The following is a 24,229-nucleotide window of genomic DNA, read 5'->3' on the forward strand; positions in this document are numbered from 1 at the left end:
CTATAAGGAATTGAAACTGAATGTGTGGAAATGATAGAGAATTGGAGGAAGTCAGGTTTATAGTCTACCTATAAGGAATTGAAACATGGAGGAATATCAAATATACCTATAGGTGATGAAGAGTTTATAGTCTACCTATAAGGAATTGAAACATGAAATACACAGAGAAGTTAGGTTTAAAGAAACCCGGTTTATAGTCTACCTATAAGGAATTGAAACATATTGACATTTTTTGCTGCACTAATGGTTATTTCTCCAGTTTATAGTCTACCTATAAGGAATTGAAACTTAGCTCTTAAAATATATTTAAGTGTATCAAACATGGTTTATAGTCTACCTATAAGGAATTGAAACGCTGGAGATATAAAGCTGGTATCAAAGCAAACCATAGAGTTTATAGTCTACCTATAAGGAATTGAAACAAAGGAGTAAACCTTGATAGTGTAGTAATGGCTAAGGTGTTTATAGTCTACCTATAAGGAATTGAAACTAGCTGACAGAAAAATTAGTCCTGATGAAAATATTGGTTTATAGTCTACCTATAAGGAATTGAAACCAGGATTCATGAGAAGAAGTTGGTATACAACTCCTACGTTTATAGTCTACCTATAAGGAATTGAAACCCACTGCAACACTGGCACCTAACATACAGATAAGCTGTTTATAGTCTACCTATAAGGAATTGAAACTCTACCCCGGACAGAAGTTGGTGATACCAGCATGATGGAATGTTTATAGTCTACCTATAAGGAATTGAAACCTACATGGCCAATTGGTGCAATTCCGTAGCCTTTCCCCTGTTTATAGTCTACCTATAAGGAATTGAAACATGACGTACGTTGTATCTTCTAAGCCCCATCTTGTGCGTTTATAGTCTACCTATAAGGAATTGAAACCGGCTTTGGACCAGAGCGAATGGCCGGAAGGCGTGACAGGTTTATAGTCTACCTATAAGGAATTGAAACACATGGGAGAAGACAGTGTGCCCACATTGATAACCTCGTTTATAGTCTACCTATAAGGAATTGAAACAACCTCACTACATTGCCATTTTTGATAATCAGGTCATGTTTATAGTCTACCTATAAGGAATTGAAACTAATTATTCTTAAAATACCAGCTTAATCCCCCACTGTTTATAGTCTACCTATAAGGAATTGAAACATTCATTTTTCAGTAATTTTTTTATATTTGTTTTGGAGTTTATAGTCTACCTATAAGGAATTGAAACATATACCATCTACAGAAAAAGCGTCACGTGCCATAAGGTTTATAGTCTACCTATAAGGAATTGAAACTTGATTGCTATATCCAGCCGGTAGACAGCGTAGAAAAGTTTATAGTCTACCTATAAGGAATTGAAACTAGGGAGATGTCCAGAATGTGGTCATGATGTAATTGAAGTTTATAGTCTACCTATAAGGAATTGAAACATGGTCATGACTTTACTTTGTCTATAAGTTATTCCTGCGTTTATAGTCTACCTATAAGGAATTGAAACCTATAATGTATAAGTGGTAGATCTAGAATCAAAGTTTATAGTCTACCTATAAGGAATTGAAACTTGACGCAATCAATACAGTAAAAAATACTAGGTCATGGGTTTATAGTCTACCTATAAGGAATTGAAACTGTAGAATATTCCATCTTCATCTTCTCCACCTATAGTTTATAGTCTACCTATAAGGAATTGAAACTGGGAATTGGCAGAAGATGTGTATTTCTCACCTTTTGTAGGTTTATAGTCTACCTATAAGGAATTGAAACTCAATAATTGATATGAATGAAAACGGGGTAAATGTTGGGTTTATAGTCTACCTATAAGGAATTGAAACACTTGTGCCATATTTAATTCCTTTACCGCCGCTTCTAGTTTATAGTCTACCTATAAGGAATTGAAACACTTTCATACCTTTTTTAAAGTTAATGTCTCTAGCTTTGTTTATAGTCTACCTATAAGGAATTGAAACGCACATAAAAACGCAAGAAAAGGTAAGACATGGTATAAGTTTATAGTCTACCTATAAGGAATTGAAACCCTATTTTTTTGACGAAATTAACTTTACAATTCAATGAGTTTATAGTCTACCTATAAGGAATTGAAACAAGTTCTTGTATTATCTTTTGAGATAGTCATACTATCACGTTTATAGTCTACCTATAAGGAATTGAAACCAACATCCTTTCTATCCTTCTCAAACATTCTCTTATTGTTTATAGTCTACCTATAAGGAATTGAAACATGCTGATGTGTTTGTATCAATTCATACTAATGCGTTTGTTTATAGTCTACCTATAAGGAATTGAAACTTTTTACATAAATGGCTGTAGGTTAGTAATTGCAATGGTTTATAGTCTACCTATAAGGAATTGAAACAAAAAAGAAAATGATGATACAAAATTTGCTTTGGCGGAAGTTTATAGTCTACCTATAAGGAATTGAAACACCATATCCAAAAACCTCTGCCAACCCATATCTAGGTTTATAGTCTACCTATAAGGAATTGAAACTCGGGCGTGTGGGTCGGCTGCAGGGTTCGCTTATTTGGTTTATAGTCTACCTATAAGGAATTGAAACGTAGGTTCATTCTCGAAAACTCAGCTACAAAGCACGTTTATAGTCTACCTATAAGGAATTGAAACCTAACGGACCTATGCTTGCAATGGTAGGAGATAACCCTGTTTATAGTCTACCTATAAGGAATTGAAACCAGGAGAAAAAGTAGAAAATTATTTTATATCCACATCATGTTTATAGTCTACCTATAAGGAATTGAAACTGGTAAAACCAATACTTTCCAGTTCTCAAACTTTTAAAGTTTATAGTCTACCTATAAGGAATTGAAACCTACTGAAACCATTAATATAACGCAAGCTGCTAATACGTTTATAGTCTACCTATAAGGAATTGAAACCAGATACAGGCTTGAGAGTCATGCATGGTTCATCTAGTTTATAGTCTACCTATAAGGAATTGAAACTTGGCTTTGCTGAGTTAATTACATCTATATCTATGGTGTTTATAGTCTACCTATAAGGAATTGAAACGGTCTAGGTACTGTTTAAGATGACGTATTTCTGATTCGTTTATAGTCTACCTATAAGGAATTGAAACAACAATAGCAAATAAGCGAACCCCGCACTCGACCTACGTTTATAGTCTACCTATAAGGAATTGAAACGAGACACATAAGGCAGAAAGTGTGTATGAAGGTGCAGTTTATAGTCTACCTATAAGGAATTGAAACTCTACACGAACACCATAAATTTTTTGCGCCGTTGGAGTAGTTTATAGTCTACCTATAAGGAATTGAAACCCGAGGTACCTAGATATGCACCAATGTAGATTTTTCCGTTTATAGTCTACCTATAAGGAATTGAAACCAACATGAGACTTTTCTAAATTTTCAATGGTTCCAGGTTTATAGTCTACCTATAAGGAATTGAAACTTTACATCGCCAAATTGTCCCATCCACCAGCCTCTAGTTTATAGTCTACCTATAAGGAATTGAAACGCACCATTTGATGAATTGAATATCCTTCAACAGAATTGTTTATAGTCTACCTATAAGGAATTGAAACAAGCTATAGGAAAAATATACACAATGATAACTGGAAGGTTTATAGTCTACCTATAAGGAATTGAAACATCCTCCTCGCCAATAATTGGTACCTTGAGCATTTCTCGTTTATAGTCTACCTATAAGGAATTGAAACACATTTGCCCCGGTTGTGGGTGTTCAATTGAAGGAAGTTTATAGTCTACCTATAAGGAATTGAAACTAATATACCAAATATTGTATTCTGGAATGTAGACAGTTTATAGTCTACCTATAAGGAATTGAAACAAAATCTTTCACTCATTATAAACCCTCCCTTTATAATTTGTTTATAGTCTACCTATAAGGAATTGAAACGAGTTAAAAAAAGAACTAAAAGAGAAGTATACAGAAAGTTTATAGTCTACCTATAAGGAATTGAAACTAAAAAAATAAGGTAGTTTTTGCTAGAGATTTTGTTGGTTTATAGTCTACCTATAAGGAATTGAAACGATTAAGAACACCATCAGAAATATCATATTCAAAAAGTTTATAGTCTACCTATAAGGAATTGAAACAAACTGCCTCCTCTAATTCTGTTAATTCGATAAATCTGTTTATAGTCTACCTATAAGGAATTGAAACTATATTACACATTACCACTTAGTAGTGAATTATTTGAAGTTTATAGTCTACCTATAAGGAATTGAAACGAGAAAATACCATATACACCGGATAGTTGTTTCATTAGTTTATAGTCTACCTATAAGGAATTGAAACCGATTGGGCAAATAAAAGAATTGACGCCCCAGAAAAAGTTTATAGTCTACCTATAAGGAATTGAAACTTGCAACGGTAATTGAAAGGGCAGCAGATGTTTCACTGTTTATAGTCTACCTATAAGGAATTGAAACATAATAGGGAATTTAAATAAGTAGCCGGAAGTATGGAGGTTATAGTCTACCTATAAGGAATTGAAACATCCTTCCGCTGCCATAGATCTTATCTGCCCTATAGGTTTATAGTCTACCTATAAGGAATTGAAACGGGAAGACTGGCGTACAACATAAAGCAGGCGGTTGGAGTTTATAGTCTACCTATAAGGAATTGAAACTTTCTGTAGCCTTCAATGTATCACCCCCTTCCTCTCCCGTTTATAGTCTACCTATAAGGAATTGAAACTTTCGACTTGACAATATATCACAAATATCGCAAACTTGTTTATAGTCTACCTATAAGGAATTGAAACGCATATCTATTTCACTCATAAGCATAGATACCATCAATGGTTTATAGTCTACCTATAAGGAATTGAAACATTTTAGTCCCGCCTCTAGGTTGGTATTCTCTATTATCGTTTATAGTCTACCTATAAGGAATTGAAACAAAGTATTTTCTGAAAGCGAAAAAATCTATATCACCGTTTATAGTCTACCTATAAGGAATTGAAACTTTTTAGCTTTTTTAATGTTTAAAAGTTCTAATCCTGTTTATAGTCTACCTATAAGGAATTGAAACTTATACCAATGCAACCAGATTAATAACTAAAAACAGAGTTTATAGTCTACCTATAAGGAATTGAAACATTCTCCTTCTATGAAAATGACAACAACCGGGAAGAAGTTTATAGTCTACCTATAAGGAATTGAAACAATAAAAAGGAGGTGTGTTAAATTGGTTGAAAGACATGTTTATAGTCTACCTATAAGGAATTGAAACTACACTAGATGAAGTGCCAAAATTGTTCAACTTAAAAGTTTATAGTCTACCTATAAGGAATTGAAACAGGAAAATTGGCTCATATCCTACCAATGAGAATGAGTTTATAGTCTACCTATAAGGAATTGAAACTTTCCCATAGACAATATATTCCGTAAAATAAAAAAGAGTTTATAGTCTACCTATAAGGAATTGAAACTTGTACAATCTTACTTCCTCTATTTCCTCATCTGTGTTTATAGTCTACCTATAAGGAATTGAAACGTGAATGAATATCATGGAGTGAGGTTAGAAAACCTGTTTATAGTCTACCTATAAGGAATTGAAACTAGATAATAGGAATGAATTGTCTATTGAAGATATTGGTTTATAGTCTACCTATAAGGAATTGAAACCTTCCACTATATACATTACCATTGTTATCTACAGCAAGTTTATAGTCTACCTATAAGGAATTGAAACATTATATGTGCTAATATGATAGTAAGCAGAAATGTAAGTTTATAGTCTACCTATAAGGAATTGAAACTGGCAGACTTGGCTAGTATATTAGGCTTGGAAGTGGGGTTTATAGTCTACCTATAAGGAATTGAAACACTTACCATTTCATGTAGTTTTAATTTAGTATCTTTGTTTATAGTCTACCTATAAGGAATTGAAACTGTATTTGAAGTTGATGAAATTATAGAAATAGAAGAAATGTTTATAGTCTACCTATAAGGAATTGAAACAAGGTATCAGATGGAGGGTTTGAATGGAGAAATGCTAGTTTATAGTCTACCTATAAGGAATTGAAACTATTTGGATTTTTGAATTGAATTTTACTTTCTTTTAGTTTATAGTCTACCTATAAGGAATTGAAACTAGTGTATGGGAAAATTACGGAAAGTGTAGAATCTGTTTATAGTCTACCTATAAGGAATTGAAACACATGAATATAGAGGAATTAAAATTAAGTGATGTTGTGTTTATAGTCTACCTATAAGGAATTGAAACGATCATGACAATGCAAACCGTGAAAGCATAGTTATCTGTTTATAGTCTACCTATAAGGAATTGAAACTAGGAAGGTGATAAAGTGAAGAAGTCTTATTATGCAGTGTTTATAGTCTACCTATAAGGAATTGAAACCTCCAGTTAGTAAATCTTTAGCATCTCCCATTTTTTGGTTTATAGTCTACCTATAAGGAATTGAAACATATTAGGCCTAAGTATCAAAGGGAATTTATTTATAAGTTTATAGTCTACCTATAAGGAATTGAAACTACTACTACAGAGGCCCCAAATGGCTCTAATTTGACTGAGTTTATAGTCTACCTATAAGGAATTGAAACCTACAAAAATAGTAGTAAAAGAGGATGGAGAGATTATTGTTTATAGTCTACCTATAAGGAATTGAAACAGCTAACTGGCTTGTTGTTGTTCATGTTTTGAACATCTGTTTATAGTCTACCTATAAGGAATTGAAACTAGAAGGAATATCAGCAGGATCCTAGTAACAGGTGTGGGTTTATAGTCTACCTATAAGGAATTGAAACTGGAATAATTCCTCTTTCGATACCTCGTCCAAGGTGGGTTTATAGTCTACCTATAAGGAATTGAAACCTCTAGCTTCCATATCTTCTATTATTTCTATATAAGTTGTTTATAGTCTACCTATAAGGAATTGAAACCAGGAACATAGGCAATTTCTCAAAGTTTCCGTTATTTCGTTTATAGTCTACCTATAAGGAATTGAAACTCCTAGCCTTCTATTCCTGTTCCTACTTCTAGCACTGGTTTATAGTCTACCTATAAGGAATTGAAACTCCTGTTCTATTCTATCAAGCCTTTTACCATGTTCCTTGTTTATAGTCTACCTATAAGGAATTGAAACCTAATAGTATAGGAGGTGGCAGGATGGTAATAAAAATGTTTATAGTCTACCTATAAGGAATTGAAACTCTAGATTGCAGCCTGCTCTTTTTTCTAGTTCTTCATAGTTTATAGTCTACCTATAAGGAATTGAAACACAAATATAATAGCTAAAGCTGTAGGCGTATCAATGTTTATAGTCTACCTATAAGGAATTGAAACCTAATACATGCATTTTATAGTTTGGATTAATTTTGCTGTTTATAGTCTACCTATAAGGAATTGAAACAAAATATGGAAGTACGTGTTACAAAATCATTAGCAAAGTTTATAGTCTACCTATAAGGAATTGAAACTCATAGCTGGGGCTTTGCAAAGTGATACGCTCCAATAGTTTATAGTCTACCTATAAGGAATTGAAACAGTGGAACTCTATCTACTTTAAAATTAAATCTTCCTCCGTTTATAGTCTACCTATAAGGAATTGAAACACTGTAATTAAACCAAATATTAATGACAGGGTGGCGTTTATAGTCTACCTATAAGGAATTGAAACGAAGCAAAAGAAACACTAGACAAAGTAAAAGAAGCTTGTTTATAGTCTACCTATAAGGAATTGAAACTCAAACATTTGAGAAAGGTCAAGAAACAAAGAAACGTTTATAGTCTACCTATAAGGAATTGAAACTCCCTAACTTCTTGTAAGTCTCTCCAAAACTATCTCCGTTTATAGTCTACCTATAAGGAATTGAAACAGTGCTTTTGGAAGTGGATTTTTGAAAGCTAGTGCTGTTTATAGTCTACCTATAAGGAATTGAAACCACCTCCTTGTGTTTCCATTTTGAAACCTCTCAATTAGTTTATAGTCTACCTATAAGGAATTGAAACCAAAAACGGGGAATAAGTTAATTTATAGTAAGTATAGGTTTATAGTCTACCTATAAGGAATTGAAACTAGGTCTTCCTATTTCGTCCCTCAACGCTTGCAATTTAGTTGATAGTCTACCTATAAGGAATTGAAACAACTACCTCTTGGACAATAAATTTAGGTCTAAGTCTAAGTTGATAGTCTACCTATAAGGAATTGAAACTGGCAAAAAGGTGAGACGACTAAAATTAATACTCCGTTGATAGTCTACCTATAAGGAATTGAAACACGATGCCATGAAAGATAGCCAAGATGGAAAGGTTAGGTTGATAGTCTACCTATAAGGAATTGAAACATTCTTGGTTGCCGAATTTAAAGGCAGGGTGCTTTTTGTTGATAGTCTACCTATAAGGAATTGAAACCAAAAAATCCAGGTTCAGTAGGGTGATCTATAAATTTGTTGATAGTCTACCTATAAGGAATTGAAACTATAAAAACAAAAGAACTTCCTCCATTTATTGAAGGTTGATAGTCTACCTATAAGGAATTGAAACATATTAGGCCTAAGTATCAAAGGGAATTTATTTATAAGTTTATAGTCTACCTATAAGGAATTGAAACCTACAAAAATAGTAGTAAAAGAGGATGGAGAGATTATTGTTTATAGTCTACCTATAAGGAATTGAAACAGCTAACTGGCTTGTTGTTGTTCATGTTTTGAACATCTGTTTATAGTCTACCTATAAGGAATTGAAACAAAATAAACCACCTATGGATAAGTGGAAGTACTTCAAAGTTTATAGTCTACCTATAAGGAATTGAAACTAGAAGGAATATCAGCAGGATCCTAGTAACAGGTGTGGGTTTATAGTCTACCTATAAGGAATTGAAACTGGAATAATTCCTCTTTCGATACCTCGTCCAAGGTGGGTTTATAGTCTACCTATAAGGAATTGAAACCTCTAGCTTCCATATCTTCTATTATTTCTATATAAGTTGTTTATAGTCTACCTATAAGGAATTGAAACCATCACTCATTTTACTGCTCCTTTCTTATTACACAGTTTATAGTCTACCTATAAGGAATTGAAACACCCAACTTTCAATGTTGTCTACTCTACTTTGCAAAGAGTTTATAGTCTACCTATAAGGAATTGAAACAAAGTTTTCATATAGTTCTCACCACCTTGGAAGGTTCTGGGTTTATAGTCTACCTATAAGGAATTGAAACGGAAATCATTGTATATTTCTTCGTTATGTCGGTACTCGTTTATAGTCTACCTATAAGGAATTGAAACGAAGTTTTTAAAAAACTAGGTGTAAGTGAAAAACATAGTTTATAGTCTACCTATAAGGAATTGAAACACTTATAAAAGCTAAGTTAAGAGGGAGAGGAACAACAACGTTTATAGTCTACCTATAAGGAATTGAAACTAAAAGCAGGACCTTTTTTAATCAGACCTCCATACAAGTTTATAGTCTACCTATAAGGAATTGAAACTTTTGAAAAAGGAAATAGTACAAGCAGTATTAAATAGGTTTATAGTCTACCTATAAGGAATTGAAACTCAGAACGAATGTTCTGGGCGGTAGAACGTATGAACGTTTATAGTCTACCTATAAGGAATTGAAACGTGGGTAGGTCGTTCTACTGTTTTTTACATTAGGTTTTAGTTTATAGTCTACCTATAAGGAATTGAAACTATCTTTTTTTATTTATTAGACCTTTTTCTTTATAGTTTATAGTCTACCTATAAGGAACTGAAACCCTAACAAGATATAGTATGGAGGTGGGAGTTATGAGTTTCTGGGAGAAGTTTAAAGAAGATTTTAACAAACAAGTAGAAAATGAAATGGAAAAATCGGAGCAAAGAAAAAAACAAAAGAAAATAGAAAAGCAAGAATATAAAAATAGAATAAAAGAAATGAAAAAAGAAAACAAATACAAAAAGAAACAAATGGATATAGAAGGGATAGCTTATTGTCCTAAATGTAAAAGCACTTCTATTCAGTATATAGAGAGAAGAAAAAGATTAAGCTTAGGTAGGGCAGTAGTAGGTACAGCATTGTTCAGTCCTTTAGGTGGGGCAGTTGGAGCAGTAACAAGCAAAAAATACAAAGGTTTTATAAAATGCTTGAATTGTGGGCATAAATGGAAAATGTAAGTTAAAATAAACTAAGCACTTACTATTTAGTAGATGCTTTTTTTATGCCTAAAAAGGTGGTAAGTAAAGTTTATAGTCTACTTATAAGGAATTGAAACTTAAATTTCTTTTTCTTCTTCATAAGTCCATTTATTTGTAGGTTTATTATATGAATTTTTCTTATTCTGATTGTCTAATCCATTGATATATAGTAGTTCTAGGTATATTTAGCTTCCTTAAAAGACTTGTAGATGTATTATCTGTTGGTGGCTCCAGCTTTTTTAACACAGATGCCTTAAATTCTTTGGAATAGGTTCTTTTCTTATTATTTTTAGAAATAATCATTCTCCTTAGGTTATTATCGTAATTTCATTATACATTATTTTTCTATACGACAACCATCCTAACATATAGGGTCTTCTATTATTTCATGGGATATATAGTCTAAGTTTTTGTTTAATAATTTAATTAAAGCATCCATTTTGTGTCCCTCAAAATATATATTAAGAATATGGAGATATTATACTAAAAATTATATGCTAAATTAATTAACTTTGGGAAGAATCAGTTTTCGTTTGACATAAACAACAATTTTTATTCAATTTGAAATGGTGTTTTCTTTTAGCTTAATATAATGATTCATCTCTTAAATTGACAAATAGCAAAAATTATTATAACCTGATACATGATTAATAAATATTTATTTTTTAAACTTTAGAATATAATTAGGAGGTAATTATGAATATAATAAATGATTTAAGCAATGCAATTGTTTTATGTGATTTTGATGGGACAATAACTACTTTTGATACTAATGTTAGATTATTTGATAAATATGGGGAAGAGAATTATATAAATAAAATTAGAAAGAAGTATTATAATGAGGAAATTGATTTAAAAACTCTATGCAAATTGGAATTCAAAAGTATAAGTATGATGGAAAAGGATTATTTAAATTATATTCTTACAGAAGTACAATTACAAAAAGGATTTAGAACATTTTATAACAATTTACAGAAATACAATATTCCATTTGCAATAGTAAGTGGGGGATTTATAAATGGTATAAAACCTTTTATGAAAAAACATGGTTTTGAAAACATACCTATATATGCTAATAAGTTAATTTTCAATGATGGAAATATTGAGGTAGAATTTTATGATGAAAAGCATCTAATTTATGCAATTCATAAAGAAGATTATATAGATTGTAAGGTGGAAATTTTAAACAGATATAGGGAAAAATATAGGAAGATAATTTTTATTGGGGATGGTTCTACAGACAAGAATGTAGCAAAAGAAGCAGATATATTATTTGCTAAGGATTATTTAGAAGAATATTGTATTGAAAATGAAATAGATTATATAGGTTGGAAAGATTTTTATGATATTAATGAGTACTTTTTTGAGAATAGGGAAAAAGCATTATAGGTTAGTAGAATTAAGAATATACTTGAAATAAAAAACTAAATTGACTTATGGTATTTTTTGATAAAATATCATAAGTCAATTTAAGGAACTTTCAATTCCAAATCCTATAAGTCCACCTAATACTATTAACATAAGTATAATTATCATAAGCACCCTATCATATTGCTTATTCCTTATATTTATTAGAAGGGCTTTTATACATATAAAGTAGATACTTCCAACTATGATTATAGTATAACTAAGAAGACCATATTTTTGTATATACCATTTTATTATATTAGCAATAAGATCTAAATTAGGTGCTAATGAATCTAAATTCAATTTATTAACCTCCTAATGTGGTAGAGCAGAAAACTCCATTTATGCTGTGAAAGCCTTTTCTTTTAATTGACTAATTAGGTGTGTTAATAATATTCCTAAAATAGCAGGGAATAACCAACCAAGACCACTATCGGCTAAAGGAAGATTTTGTACAAAATCCCCTACAACAGATGTATTTACACCCATAGCGGATAATCCATCTATTAAACTTACACAAAAGGTTCCAATGGTAGCACCAATATAGATCTTCTTATTTTCAATTAAATTATCAAAAACATTTATAATTACCAATACTATAGCTATTGGATATACTATTTTTAAAATAGGGTCTGCAAAAGTTACAATGTTTTCTACACCAATATTAGAAATAACTATACTTATTAGAGTGGATATTATTACAATTGTTTTGTAACTTATTTTATCATTGCTTAAGTCATTGAAGAATTGACCTACAGTAGCAGTAAGTCCAATAGATGTAGTTATACATGCTGAATAAACACAAAGACTTAATATTATTTCACCAAAACTACCCATTAAAATATTTATTATATTGGTTGTTAAGGATACTTTTTCCATTCCTTGTGTGAAAACAGAACTACCTGTAGCTCCTAAATATAATAAACCTCCATATACAATGCCTAATCCAACACCAGCAATAAGGCCTGTTTGTGCAACGGTTTTGAATTGTTCTTTTTTACTTATTATACCTTTGTTTTTAATATCATCGGCTATTATGCTGCCAAATACTACTGCTGCAAGCAAGTCCATGGTTTGATATCCATTTTCAAAGCCTATAGAGAAAGGTTTAGCTATTTGAGTATTTACAGGCATTCCAATTGGAGTTAAAATTCCTTTAATTATTATAGCTGATATCATGGTTAAAAGTATAGGTGTTAAAAATTTACCAATGACATCTATAATGTCAGAAGATTTGATCGTGAATAATAGAGTTAAACCAAAAAATATGACAGAACCTAATATTGGATGAACTGATGGGAACAAAGGTTTTATTCCTAGTTCAAATGCAGTTGCCCCTGTTCTAGGTATTGCTAATAGTGGACCTATTAATATAATTATTAAAGTACTAAAAAATGTAGCAAATTTAGGTCCTACTTTATTCAACAAACTTTGAATAGACCCTCCTGAAACAGTTACAGCTAGTACTCCAAGTATAGGTAGGCCTATACCAGTTAAAGAAAATCCCAACAGAGCAGCTTTCCATTTTTCTCCTGCTATTAAACCAATAGAAGGTGGAAATATCAAGTTTCCTGCACCAAAGAACATAGCAAATAGCGCAAGTCCTATAATTAGGATTTCTTTGAAGCTAATTTTTTTCATTTGCTATTTTCCCCCTTTAAAATAATCCATTTATTTATATTTTCTATTATAACAGAATTTATCACAAAATTCTAATATATATTTATCTTCAGACATTTGTGAAATAATTATCAAACCTTTAAACTATTTGAAATATATAATGCTAATTATTATCTTATACTAGGGTTTAATATAGGATAAAGGATAAGGTTATATTTACTAGAGATTAAATGTATAATATAATTTTCAAAAAATTATCATTGAAAACTACATATATCTGTTATATAATATATATAACAAGTAGAAAGGGAGATTATCATGTTTATAAAAATAGATTTTGAATCGGATATGCCCATATATGAACAATTGAGGCGACAGATAATAAAAGGGATTGCTAAAGGTGATTTGGAAAAAGGAGAACAATTGCCTTCAGTCAGACAACTAGCAGAGGATATTGGAATAAATCTTCATACAGTAAACAAAACATACAATATATTAAAAGAAGAAGGATATTTAGCAATAGATAGAAGAAAAGGGGCAATGGTAAAGGATATTATGCCTATGGTAGATGAAGAGTATATTAATAACCTTTATTCTGAATTGGAATATATAATAGCTAATTCTTACTGTAGGGGAATATCAAAGGAAGAGTTTTTAAAGCTTTGTGAAGATATTTATGATAGATTGGAAAATAAACAAGGGGGGGAAAAATATGACTGAAAGAGTATATTTAATGATAATATATACTTCGACACTTTTAATACTACTTATACTTCAAATGCTTATGCCTAAATTAATTAGGAAAAATATATTGTTTGGAGTTTCAATACCAACGAATAAACTAGAGGATAAAGATATCAAGCTTATGTACAAAGGTTATAAAAAGGATAATTTAATCATAGGAGTACCAATGCTAATAATAGTTTCCTATTTGCTCTATATTTTCATAAATTCTAAACTACAAGTGATATTAATGTTTTCGTATATAGGAGTATTGTTTATCATCTACTTAAGATATAATTCTAAGGCTAAAAATTTAAAGAGAGCAAAGGGTTGGGATAAACTCGGTAGGAAAATAGTAGTGGTAGATATGAAATACAGCAGGGATAAATCTAAGGTAGGGAATATATCCCCTCTTTGGTTTTTAATCCCCTTAATCATTACCCTATTCAATTTCATACTAGCTTTTACTGTATATCCTTCTTTACCAAATAAGCTCCCTACTCATTGGAATTTTCAAGGGGAAATTACCACCTATAGTAATAAATCCTATGGTGTAGTACTTTTGCTACCAATAGTTCAACTGGGAATGGTAGGTATGTTCTATCTTATCTACTGGATGATAAAGAAGACAAAACAACAGATAGACCCAAATAATCCAGAAGAATCTTTAAAGAAAAGTATTATATTTAAAAAAGCTTGGTCTATATATCTTTTAATTCTTCTAATGTTGATTACAATAGAATTTAGCGTATTGAGTTTACTTACCTATGGAATAATATTTGAAACCACTAGAACGGTAGATGTTTTAAACTGGATTATACTAATATTTTCAATTGCAGGTGGATTTGTATTGAGTATTAAATTAGGCCAAGGAGGAGAAAAATTAAAACTAAAAGAAGAAGATAAGGAAGAAATAATCTATAGAAAAGATGACGATGAAATGTGGAAGCTTGGCAATACCATATATTATAATCCAGAGGATTCATCTGTATTTGTAGAAAAGCGCTTTGGAATAGGTTGGACAGTCAATGCTGGAAGGCCATTGGGACTGTTTCTCTTAATACTTCCCATTATCATGATAATTTTGACCTTTATATTTATTAGGTAGTAAAAAGAAGGAGGGGTAGCATGTTTTTGTTTTGTATACTCATGTTGTTAGTAGGTGGATATTTTATCACAATGGGAATATACTATTTAACTGCCAAAACCCCAAGGATTGCTAATCTATATGCAAATACTAGGAGATTGACAGAAGCAGATATAATAGACAAAGAAGCTTATAATAATATTTGTGGGAAGATATTTATCCTATGGGGAGTTTTGAACTCCTTAATAGGAATAGTTTCTAATTTTATGGGAGATTATTTTATTTTTGTGATTATATTAACACCCATTACCAATATAATTATGATGGGTATGTATAATATAAAAGCTACTAGATATATAAGGAGGGAAAGGGATTGCTAAAATTGCAAAATTTATCTAAAACCTATAGCAAAGGAACAGTTAAAGCAGTTGATAATGTAAACTTAGATATTGAACCTGGTGAGATATTTGGATTCTTGGGACCAAATGGAGCAGGAAAGACAACTACAATAAAGATGATAGTTGGATTATTAAAACCTGATAGTGGGAAGGTGTTTATCAATGAAATAGATGTTTGGGAAAACCCTATTGAAGCTAAAAGTCAGATATCCTATGTTCCAGATAGTCCAGAGATATATGATAAACTAAAGGGAATAGAATATCTCAATTTTATAGCAGATATGTATGAAATACCTAAGGATATAAGGCAAGAAAGAATGGAAAAATACTTAGAAATCTTTAATCTTAAAAATGCAGTAGGGGATATAATAGGGAGTTATTCTCACGGTATGAAGCAAAAATTAGTTCTTATCTCTGCATTGCTTCATGAGCCTAATCTATTTATACTAGATGAACCTATGGTAGGATTAGATCCTAAATCCTCCTTTCAGCTAAAGGAAATTATGAGAGAAAGATGTGATGAAGGAAAGACTGTATTCTTCTCTACCCATGTATTAGAAGTAGCGGAAAAATTATGCGATAGAATAGCCATCATAAATAAAGGAAGAATAATAGCTTTAGGCACTATGGATGAACTACGTAGTCATGCAGAAGAAAGGGAATCTTTAGAAAAAATATTCTTGGAGCTGACAGAATGATGAAAAAAATAATTTCTTTGATTAAAACAGATTTAAATATTACCTATGGACTTTCGGCTTTACAATACAAGTTTAATAATAAAAGGGATAGATTACAGACCATCCTGATAGCTATTGCTCTACTATCCCTTATACCTACTTATATTATGATAGTATCTGGACTTGTTAAGATATATGAAGCTTATATAGGTATAGGTCAAAAAACCATGTTTCTTTTAAATGGCTTCATATATGCTCAATTGATAGTATTATTATTTGGATTTTTATATGTCATGTCGAAATATTATTTTTCCAATGATTTAAATGTATTGGTTCCTCTACCTTTAAGGCCAAAGGATATTGTTGGGGCTAAGTTTGTTACATTGATGGTAAACGAATATTTGACATCTTTACCCATCATATTGCCTTTTATAATAATATATGGAACAAGGGGAAAAGAAGGCCTACTCTACTGGATATATTCATTTATACTGATAATATTTCTTCCGATAATACCTTTAGCATTGGCTTCTATAATAGTAATGCTATTTATGAAATACACCAATATAAAGGGAAGAAAGGATTTATTGAGAGTGGTAGGATATATTATCCTATTAATAGCTCTGCTAGGCTTCCAGTTCAAAATTCAATCAATTGCTCAACAATCCGTACTTAAAGGAGAAGACTTCTTTTTAGAAATGGCCCAGAATTCCAATATATTAGTGAGAAAACTAGGATTAGTATTTCCTCCTAGCATGTGGGCAGCTCTATCCTTGGGTAATTATTCTAGTATCGGGGGAGTATTTAATTTATTACTATTTGTAGGAACTTCTGTAATAGTATTTTGGATTATGATTCAATTAAGCGAAAAATTATTCTTTGAAGGATTGATTGGCGGATTAGAAGTAGCTACCGCTGGCAAACATAAAGAAGTTAAAACCGAGGATTTGAGCAAAAGCTCTCCACCATTTTTATCCATAGGATTAAAGGAAATAAAAATTCTTCTAAGAACTCCTGTATATTTACTAAATTCCGTACTAGGGGTATTAATACTTCCTTTGGTAATGGTCATATCCACTACTATGAATGGCAAGGAGGTTTTAGGTGAATTAAGTATGTTAACAGAAGGCAATTCACATATAGTCAGTCTAGTAGGAATTGGAATCATCACCATGTTTGGAGTGATGAACTGTGTAGGATGTACTACTTTCTCTAGGGAAGGGAAAAGTTTTTGGATTCAAAGGGTAATGCCCATAAAGGCAAGGGATCAGATTTTTGGAAGGATACTATCCTCCTTATTTGTTCAAATCATAGGAATTATATCTTTACTTGCCAGTCTAGCATTTATAATCAATATTGATTTTGAAAATATATTTTGGATTACCACTTTAGGCTTACTTGGCAGTGTAGCTATGACGGAATTAGGGATGGTTATAGACATATTTAGACCATTATTAGATTGGGATAATCCTCAAAAGGCTATGAAACAAAATCTAAATGTATTGATTGCCATGGGAATAGGCGCTCTTTACCTGGGGGGAGTGGGATTTTTAGTATATAAATTGTTTAAAACAGGGGTTAATATACTTGCTATATATGGTATTATGGGATTAATATATATAATCTCTTCCTATGGATTGTATATTTTGTTGAAGAATTTGATTATAAGACAATTTAGTATACTGGAATGATAAAATAATATTATTCCTATCTATTCTCATAAGGAGGAAATATTAATGACTAAAGACTTATTATTTGTAATGTACGGAGATGATCCTAAACATATGGTTCAAAAGATTTTAAACCAATTGAATATAGCAAAGGATATACCGAATAAGGATTCATTGATAGGGATTAAGCCCAATCTAGTAGTTGCTAAACCGGCGGAATTAGGGGCTACTACTTCTCCAGAATTAGTAGAAGGTGTAATAGAATACCTTAAATCCAATGGATACGATAATATAATAATACTGGAAGGATCTTGGGTAGGGGATAAGACTTCCTTGGCTTATAAAGTATGTGGGTATGAAAAATTGTCTCAAAAATATAATATCCCCTTAGTGGATCTTCAAAAAGATGGATATAGGGATTATCAGGTAGAAGGTGTTACTCTGTCTGTATGCAATAGGGCTATGGATGTGGATTATCTAATCAATATGCCTGTATTAAAGGGCCATTGTCAAACCAATATTACTTGTGCATTAAAAAATTTGAAAGGCTGTATACCTAATAAAGAAAAAAGACGATTCCATACTATGGGGCTTCATAAACCAATTGCTTATTTAAATAGAATATTGAAACAGGATTTAATAGTTGTTGATGGAATCATAGGGGATTTAAACTTCGAAGAAGGGGGAAATCCTGTTCAGATGAATAGGGTAATAGTAGGGAAAGATCCAGTATTAATAGATAGCTATGTAGCTCAGCTATTGGGATATGGTGTAGAGGAGATTCCCTATATAGAAATAGCAGAAGATATAGGAGTAGGTAGTAGTAGACTATTAGATAGCAATATAAAGGAATTAAATAAGGATACTTCTCCTATGACCATAACTAAGACTAGACTAGTTGAAGAGCTGGCAAGCTATGTGGAGGAGGACATGGCTTGTTCTGCTTGTTATGGTAGTTTGATCCATGCATTGGATAGATTGAAGGATAGGGGATATCTTGATAGTATAGATGAAAAAATACACATAGGACAAGGGTATAAGAACAAAGAAGGTGATGGTTTAGGCATAGGTATATGTACTAAAGGATTTGAAAGAAGCCTTTCCGGTTGTCCACCAAAGGCTAAGGATATAGTAGATTTTTTGAAAGAATATTATCTATAAAAGGAAAGCAGGATAGATTTTTCTATCCTGTTAAATATTACTTATTATAATTTTCCTTTGCTTTTTCTATAGCTCTATGAGCTTCCTCTACATCTGCCCATCCTCTAACATGTACTTCTTTTCCCTCTAGCTGTTTATATTCGGAAAAGAAATGTTCAAATTCTTTTTTCATATGGGAACCCATATCTTCAATGGTTTTTATCTCTTCATACCTGGGATCGCCTAAAGGAACGGCTATTATCTTTTCATCTTTCCCCTTTTCATCCTCCATTAAGAACATGCCTATAACCCTACACCTTATCATACATCCTGGAAAAGTAGGATTGGCCATTAGCACCATTATGTCTATAGGATCCCCATCTTCCGCTAAAGTATTGGGGATAAATCCATAATCAGCAGGATAGAACATGGGGGAAAACAATGCTCTATCTAGAACAAACACCTTTCTTTCTTCATCGTATTCGTATTTGTTGCTACTCCCTTTAGGTATTTCTATGAAAGCATCTACTATGATATCCAAATCATATTCCTCCTTTATAACAAGTATAATTATACCCTTTTCGTTTTCCATTTACCTTCATTATAGTGAATTAAAATAATAATTATTTCTGCTACTTCTGCAACAAAAAAACTAAGCCAAACCCATAGGACAGGAAGTTCTAATAATTTGGTGGTGACAAAGAGCATAGGTATTTGAACGGCCCATCTTGATAAGAAGCTGGATAATAAAAATGGCGTATTGTGGCCTGAACCAGTAAATACAGATCCAAGTCCCATAGCTAAACCTGCTAAAATCAATGAGGGCATCAGCAGCCTTATCATAGGTATGCCTATTTTTACTACATCTGGGTCCTTGATAAAAACACCCATAATTTGAGAAGGAAACAATATGGAGATAATAGTCAATATCCCCATCATTATCATATTGACTACTGAAGCAAATTTAGCAGTATCCCTTGCTCTATCAATATTTTCAGCTCCTAATGCCTGCCCAACAATGGTACTGGCCCCCATAACTATTCCTGCAATTGGCATAAAAGCAAAGCTAAACAACCTAGTGCCAATTCCTACTGCTGCTACTGTATTAGTTCCATAGTTGGATACGAATTTCAAAATGATCACTCCTGATAAGTTCCTCATAAGCACTTCCATTCCAGTAGGCAATCCTATGGTCAATAGTTTTTTATCGATTTCCCAATCCAATTGGAATAGTCCTTTAAAATCAATCTTTAGTTTTTCACTACCCTTAAGCAATATATAAAACCCCATACTGAAAGCTATTACCGTGGAAATAACCGTAGCTAATGCTGCTCCAAATACTCCCAAATTGAGCCCAGGAATAGAGGTCCCAGGAATTTTTTCAAACATGAATATAGGGTCTAAAATAATATTGGCTATAGAAGATACTATCATTATCTTCATAGGGGTTTTAGCATCACCCAAACATCTTAACGCAGTATTTACCGAATAAGAAGAAAACATAATAGGCAAGAAAAACATTCTAATATATCCATAGTCTAGTGCAGCTTTAAGTACTTCCTTATCCGTAGTAAAAAAAGATAGTAAGGGCTCTAAGATAATAGAAAAGATTAAAGCAGCTATGATAGCTACCAGTGCTTTGAAAGTCAAAGTCTGCTCTACAACCTTTTTAGTCCTTTCCATATCGTTTTTCCCATAGGATTGAGTAATCAATGAGATGGAGCTTGAACCTATTATCTCATTAAGGACACTAACTAACCAAAATATGGTAGAAAAAATAGTAACCCCTGCCACGGCAGAAGGGGAAATCTGGCCTATCCATATCATATCTACTATATCGTATATTGCTTGTAATAAAAATCCAAACATAGTTGGAAGGGCAAGCTTTAAAAGGTTTCTCTTTAAATTTCCCGTTATTAACTCATTTTGTTCTGTATTGTTCATATGTATCAGCCCCTTCAATTCCTAGTATACAAGTAAATCAATATTTCTAAATATCATATCTATATATTATTATATTCTTTATTATATATCAATCAAGATAAGGTGAAAAGATTAAAAAATACAACTATAGCAAATATTTCACAAAGAAAATATAATAATTGATTTTTAACTAAAAATATTCTCTAAATCCTGTTATAATTAGAATGAGAAACAATATAAACAGGAGGGATGGCATGAAAGTATATATTAGTGCTGATATAGAGGGGGTTACAGGGGTTACCCATTGGGATGAGACGGAGAAAACTAGAGCAGATCATAAGGAATTCGCTCATCAGGTGACCTTAGAAGTAAAAGCAGCTTGTGAAGGGACTATCAAGGGAGGAGCAGATGAAATATGGATAAAAGATGCCCACGACAGTGGAAGAAATATAGATCACAATTTGTTACCTAAAAATACTAAGTTGATCAGGGGATGGAGTGGCCATATATTTTCCATGGTGCAGGAATTGGATGAAACCTTTGATGCAGCAATATTTGTTGGATACCATTCATCTGGAGGGACTAATACCAATCCATTATCCCATACCATGAACACACAGGCTGATTATATAAAGCTAAATGGAGAGATTATAAGCGAATTTTTAATCCACGCCTACATAGCTAGCTATCTCAAAGTACCAGTGGTATTTTTGTCTGGAGATTTGGGGATTTGTGATGAAGCAAAAAGGATAAATGAACATATTATGACTATACCGGTAAAAGAGGGAATAGGGAATTCAACAATAAATATCCATCCTCAGTTAGCCATAGATCTTATAAAAAATGGAGTAGAAAAAAGCCTAAAAAGAAACCTATACCTTTGCAATATAGAGTTACCAGAAGAATTCGAATTGGAGGTTAGATATAGAGAACATGCTATTGCTTATAGGAGATCTTCCTACCCAAATGTAGAGCAAATAGGGCCTAAAACAATAAGATTTACTTCTAAGGATTATATGGAAGTATTAAAAGCTATAGAGTTTTTAGTGTAGAGGAAAGCATAATTTATGAGAAGAAATACTAATAATGGCGAGAATAAGATAATAAGAAAAAAAATACTTTCCATGATATTACCTATAACCTTAGAGAATATATTGCAAATGACTGCAGGAATTGTTTCTATGGCGATGGTAGGAAGGATTAGCCCTTTAGCAGTGGGGGCTGTAGGCATAAGTAACATTATTTTTAACATAATTTGGGCTATATTTAAGGGGGTGGCTACAGGTACATCTGTATTTGTAGCCCAATCCTATGGAGCAAAAAATTATAATAAGCTAAAGAGGATTGTAGAGCAAACCCTACTATCTTCAATTATATTGGTTATTATCTTTCAACAGTTGTTATTCTGGAGTGCAGGAAGTTTGCTAAAGATATTTGATCCAAGCCCAGAGTTGCTAGCAAATGGTACCCTTTATCTAAGGGTTATTTCCTGGGGGTTACCTTTTATTGCCATAGTCCTTATGGTAGCTGGAGTCCTTCAGGGAATGGGAGATGCTAGAACTCCAATGAGAATAGCCTTTATAATGAATATATTTAATATATGCTTTTCCTATATATTTATATTTGGCAAACTGGGGATTAAGCCTATGGGATTAAAAGGAGCCGCCTTTGGAATATTGATTGCTCAGCTTGTAGCTGCACTATTAGGATTTAAATCCCTATTTGGAAAACATGGTGTGTTAAAGGAGATGGGAGGCAACTCTAGCTTTAGCTTTAAGCTAGAGGAGGTAATACCTATATACAGGGTGGGCTTGCCTACATCTTTCGAAACTATATTTTGGGAGGTAGCAGCGATATTTTTAGCAAAAGCAATACTAACTTATGGTGAAATTGCCTACGCTGCATATCAACTGGGATTACAAGCAGAAGCCATTTCCTATATGCCAGCAGCTGGATTTGGTGTGGCAGCTACTACTTTTCTAGGCCATGCTATAGGTTCTCAGGATAAAGAGCAAGGGAAGAAGTACATAAGACAGTTAATCAAATGGACTAGCATACTAACTATATTTACAGGAGGAGTGCTTTTAATCTTCCCATCTCAAATAATGAGATTGTTGACCAATGATATCCAGGTAATTGAAATTGGAGCTATGTATCTATTTATTATGGGGATTGTTCAATTGCCTCAAAATATAAATGGAGTATTAAATGGAGCTTTAAGAGGTGCAGGGTATTCAAAGATACCTATGGTAGTAGCTATATTAGGATTATGGTTAATCAGGGTACCTTTATCCTTATTGGTAGCTTATGTTTTAAATAAAAGCATTACTTTTATATGGATAGCATTTGGCTTGGACTTAGTGTTTAGATTTATAGTGAGCTTAATAATATTTAAGAGGAAAAATATATATGAAAGCAAATCATTAATTGGAGTTGATTAGATGAAGGATATAGAATTAGCTAAAAAGTATTTGGAAGAAGATAATTTAGCTCTAGCAGTAGTTAAAAACGGGGAATTAATATACAAGAGCCAAGAAAAAGGCATAAAACCCATGTATTTTTTGGCTATTAATGAGAAGGGAATATTAAAAGGAACATCTATTGCAGATAAGGTAATAGGTAAAGGTGCTGCTATGCTTTGCAGCTATATAGGAGCTAAGGAATTATATGCCCAGCTAATATCGGAAGGTGCTATAAAAGTACTAGAAGAAGAAAATATAGTATACACATATGACAGGATTTGTCCTTATATAAAAAACAGGGAAAAGTCGGATATGTGCCCTGTAGAAAAGATTGCTACTAATGTAGATGATATGGAGACTTTGTTGGGGGAAATAGGTAAGTTATTAAAAGGTAGAGTTTGAGTTTATTAATAGGGGGTAGCAAGTAGTAAACAAGGATAATGGGGAAACCGGGGGGATATTGTGAAATATTACTATGAAATTATTGAGGGGGAGGAAGATTTACCTTTAAAGGCTATTATACATAGCGTTGATAGATTTCAATTTCATTGGCATAAGGAATTGGTAAAAACAATTCATGGAATTACAAAAAGAATATTTTGCTAAATGTTTTGGATGTATTAGACTTATCTATAATCAGATGCTAGAAAATAAAATTAAGTATTACAAAGAAATAAGGAAAATGCTCAAAAACACTTTTGCACAGTACATAAAATTTTTACAATAACAAGCGAAGGTGAGGTATTTGAAAATCCTAAATGGTTAAGAAAAGTTTAAAAAAGATTAAAGAAATTACAAAAGTTTTATCAAGGAAAAGGAAAGGTAGTAAAAATATAGAAAAAGGAATACTTAAATTTGCTGAAATTAGCCATATAGTTTTGGTAATATTGGGGTAGGAACTACCCTTAGCGCTTGGGTAAACTGGGCAGGTTACTGCTATTGACCAAGAAGCTCC

At 32.1% G+C, this 24,229-nt stretch carries 19 protein-coding genes and 1 CRISPR repeat array (1 of these 20 running past the window's edge); of the genes, 14 read left to right on the forward strand and 5 right to left on the reverse strand.

Features of this window, described 5'->3' with window-relative positions:
• Positions 1-9,749: a CRISPR direct-repeat array (repeat unit 30 nt; unit sequence GTTTATAGTCTACCTATAAGGAATTGAAAC); it begins 625 nt to the left of the window's first position.
• A 31-nt stretch (positions 9,750-9,780) separates the two neighbouring features.
• A complete protein-coding gene (locus tag JL105_RS01320; protein ID WP_132025485.1) occupies positions 9,781-10,146 on the forward strand; it encodes a hypothetical protein in 366 nt (121 codons plus the stop codon).
• Between the two features lie 159 nt (positions 10,147-10,305).
• Here JL105_RS01320 and JL105_RS11645 read toward each other — a convergent pair whose 3' ends face one another.
• Complete coding sequence (locus JL105_RS11645) at positions 10,306-10,470, reverse strand: transposase (protein WP_132025483.1); 165 nt, start codon at positions 10,468-10,470, stop codon at positions 10,306-10,308.
• A 393-nt stretch (positions 10,471-10,863) separates the two neighbouring features.
• Here JL105_RS11645 and JL105_RS01330 point away from each other — a divergent pair, with 393 nt between their 5' ends.
• Entirely contained in the window at positions 10,864-11,556 is a 693-nt protein-coding gene (locus JL105_RS01330; protein ID WP_132025481.1) for an MtnX-like HAD-IB family phosphatase, read from the forward strand.
• Between the two features lie 75 nt (positions 11,557-11,631).
• On the opposite strand, the gene JL105_RS01335 is transcribed toward JL105_RS01330, so the two are convergent.
• Together JL105_RS01335 and brnQ are read right to left on the reverse strand one after the other, a co-directional pair.
• Positions 11,632-11,877, reverse strand: a complete 246-nt coding sequence (locus tag JL105_RS01335; RefSeq protein ID WP_132025479.1) for a hypothetical protein — start codon at positions 11,875-11,877, stop codon at positions 11,632-11,634.
• Positions 11,878-11,916: 39 nt separating this feature from the next.
• Positions 11,917-13,215 carry a branched-chain amino acid transport system II carrier protein gene (brnQ, locus tag JL105_RS01340; protein WP_132025477.1) on the reverse strand — a complete coding sequence of 433 codons (1,299 nt, stop codon included), beginning with the start codon at positions 13,213-13,215 and terminating at the stop codon, positions 11,917-11,919.
• A gap of 297 nt (positions 13,216-13,512) precedes the next feature.
• Here brnQ and JL105_RS01345 point away from each other — a divergent pair, with 297 nt between their 5' ends.
• Genes JL105_RS01345 through JL105_RS01370 form a run of 6 tightly spaced genes read left to right on the forward strand, consistent with a single transcriptional unit; the run spans position 13,513 to position 18,910 of the window.
• Positions 13,513-13,914 carry a GntR family transcriptional regulator gene (locus tag JL105_RS01345; protein WP_132025475.1) on the forward strand — a complete coding sequence of 134 codons (402 nt, stop codon included), beginning with the start codon at positions 13,513-13,515 and terminating at the stop codon, positions 13,912-13,914.
• Complete coding sequence (locus JL105_RS01350) at positions 13,907-15,025, forward strand: DUF1648 domain-containing protein (protein WP_158279966.1); 1,119 nt, start codon at positions 13,907-13,909, stop codon at positions 15,023-15,025. Before JL105_RS01345 ends, JL105_RS01350 begins: the two co-directional genes overlap by 8 nt.
• Positions 15,026-15,045: 20 nt before the next feature.
• Positions 15,046-15,384 (forward strand): hypothetical protein, encoded by a 339-nt coding sequence (locus tag JL105_RS01355; protein ID WP_132025472.1) that lies wholly within the window; start codon positions 15,046-15,048, stop codon positions 15,382-15,384.
• Entirely contained in the window at positions 15,378-16,100 is a 723-nt protein-coding gene (locus JL105_RS01360) for an ABC transporter ATP-binding protein (RefSeq protein WP_132025470.1), read from the forward strand. Before JL105_RS01355 ends, JL105_RS01360 begins: the two co-directional genes overlap by 7 nt.
• Positions 16,097-17,770 carry a putative ABC transporter permease subunit gene (locus tag JL105_RS01365; protein ID WP_132025468.1) on the forward strand — a complete coding sequence of 558 codons (1,674 nt, stop codon included), beginning with the start codon at positions 16,097-16,099 and terminating at the stop codon, positions 17,768-17,770. The genes JL105_RS01360 and JL105_RS01365 overlap by 4 nt, the downstream gene beginning before the upstream one ends.
• 45 nt (positions 17,771-17,815) lie before the next feature.
• Positions 17,816-18,910: a DUF362 domain-containing protein gene (locus tag JL105_RS01370; protein ID WP_132025466.1), complete on the forward strand. Its 1,095-nt coding sequence runs from the start codon at positions 17,816-17,818 to the stop codon at positions 18,908-18,910.
• Positions 18,911-18,947: 37 nt separating this feature from the next.
• Here JL105_RS01370 and JL105_RS01375 read toward each other — a convergent pair whose 3' ends face one another.
• Positions 18,948-19,430, reverse strand: a complete 483-nt coding sequence (locus JL105_RS01375; protein WP_202690555.1) for an inorganic diphosphatase — start codon at positions 19,428-19,430, stop codon at positions 18,948-18,950.
• 29 nt (positions 19,431-19,459) lie between these two features.
• Positions 19,460-20,833, reverse strand: coding sequence for an MATE family efflux transporter (locus JL105_RS01380; RefSeq protein ID WP_132025462.1), 1,374 nt, complete (start codon positions 20,831-20,833; stop codon positions 19,460-19,462).
• A 233-nt stretch (positions 20,834-21,066) separates the two neighbouring features.
• Here JL105_RS01380 and JL105_RS01385 point away from each other — a divergent pair, with 233 nt between their 5' ends.
• Genes JL105_RS01385 through JL105_RS01410 form a run of 6 tightly spaced genes read left to right on the forward strand, consistent with a single transcriptional unit; the run spans position 21,067 to position 24,170 of the window.
• Entirely contained in the window at positions 21,067-21,864 is a 798-nt protein-coding gene (locus JL105_RS01385; RefSeq protein ID WP_132025460.1) for a M55 family metallopeptidase, read from the forward strand.
• A gap of 15 nt (positions 21,865-21,879) precedes the next feature.
• Positions 21,880-23,253 carry an MATE family efflux transporter gene (locus JL105_RS01390; protein WP_132025458.1) on the forward strand — a complete coding sequence of 458 codons (1,374 nt, stop codon included), beginning with the start codon at positions 21,880-21,882 and terminating at the stop codon, positions 23,251-23,253.
• Positions 23,254-23,676, forward strand: a complete 423-nt coding sequence (locus tag JL105_RS01395; protein WP_132025456.1) for a DUF1893 domain-containing protein — start codon at positions 23,254-23,256, stop codon at positions 23,674-23,676.
• A gap of 60 nt (positions 23,677-23,736) precedes the next feature.
• Positions 23,737-23,880, forward strand: a complete 144-nt coding sequence (locus tag JL105_RS01400; protein ID WP_158279965.1) for a hypothetical protein — start codon at positions 23,737-23,739, stop codon at positions 23,878-23,880.
• Positions 23,852-24,001, forward strand: a complete 150-nt coding sequence (locus JL105_RS11650; protein ID WP_132025454.1) for a helix-turn-helix domain-containing protein — start codon at positions 23,852-23,854, stop codon at positions 23,999-24,001. The genes JL105_RS01400 and JL105_RS11650 overlap by 29 nt, the downstream gene beginning before the upstream one ends.
• A 31-nt stretch (positions 24,002-24,032) precedes the next feature.
• Positions 24,033-24,170 carry a hypothetical protein gene (locus tag JL105_RS01410; protein WP_158279964.1) on the forward strand — a complete coding sequence of 46 codons (138 nt, stop codon included), beginning with the start codon at positions 24,033-24,035 and terminating at the stop codon, positions 24,168-24,170.
• Positions 24,171-24,229 lie beyond the last annotated feature (59 nt).

The sequence above is a fragment of the Keratinibaculum paraultunense genome, from assembly GCF_016767175.1.
Classification (GTDB): Bacteria; Bacillota; Clostridia; order Tissierellales; family Tepidimicrobiaceae; genus Keratinibaculum; species Keratinibaculum paraultunense.

Bases quoted from the DNA above. Each gene is read 5' to 3' on its own strand.
- JL105_RS01410 (WP_158279964.1), top strand. From the start codon at position 24,033: ATGGTTAAGAAAAGTTTAAAAAAGATTAAAGAAATTACAAAAGTTTTA.
- JL105_RS11645 (WP_132025483.1), bottom strand. From the start codon at position 10,470: ATGATTATTTCTAAAAATAATAAGAAAAGAACCTATTCCAAAGAATTT.
- JL105_RS01380 (WP_132025462.1), bottom strand. From the start codon at position 20,833: ATGAACAATACAGAACAAAATGAGTTAATAACGGGAAATTTAAAGAGA.
- JL105_RS01345 (WP_132025475.1), top strand. From the start codon at position 13,513: ATGTTTATAAAAATAGATTTTGAATCGGATATGCCCATATATGAACAA.
- JL105_RS11650 (WP_132025454.1), top strand. From the start codon at position 23,852: ATGGAATTACAAAAAGAATATTTTGCTAAATGTTTTGGATGTATTAGA.
- JL105_RS01330 (WP_132025481.1), top strand. From the start codon at position 10,864: ATGAATATAATAAATGATTTAAGCAATGCAATTGTTTTATGTGATTTT.
- JL105_RS01385 (WP_132025460.1), top strand. From the start codon at position 21,067: ATGAAAGTATATATTAGTGCTGATATAGAGGGGGTTACAGGGGTTACC.
- JL105_RS01395 (WP_132025456.1), top strand. From the start codon at position 23,254: ATGAAGGATATAGAATTAGCTAAAAAGTATTTGGAAGAAGATAATTTA.
- JL105_RS01350 (WP_158279966.1), top strand. From the start codon at position 13,907: ATGACTGAAAGAGTATATTTAATGATAATATATACTTCGACACTTTTA.
- JL105_RS01320 (WP_132025485.1), top strand. From the start codon at position 9,781: ATGAGTTTCTGGGAGAAGTTTAAAGAAGATTTTAACAAACAAGTAGAA.
- JL105_RS01365 (WP_132025468.1), top strand. From the start codon at position 16,097: ATGATGAAAAAAATAATTTCTTTGATTAAAACAGATTTAAATATTACC.
- JL105_RS01355 (WP_132025472.1), top strand. From the start codon at position 15,046: ATGTTTTTGTTTTGTATACTCATGTTGTTAGTAGGTGGATATTTTATC.
- JL105_RS01390 (WP_132025458.1), top strand. From the start codon at position 21,880: ATGAGAAGAAATACTAATAATGGCGAGAATAAGATAATAAGAAAAAAA.
- JL105_RS01370 (WP_132025466.1), top strand. From the start codon at position 17,816: ATGACTAAAGACTTATTATTTGTAATGTACGGAGATGATCCTAAACAT.
- brnQ (WP_132025477.1), bottom strand. From the start codon at position 13,215: ATGAAAAAAATTAGCTTCAAAGAAATCCTAATTATAGGACTTGCGCTA.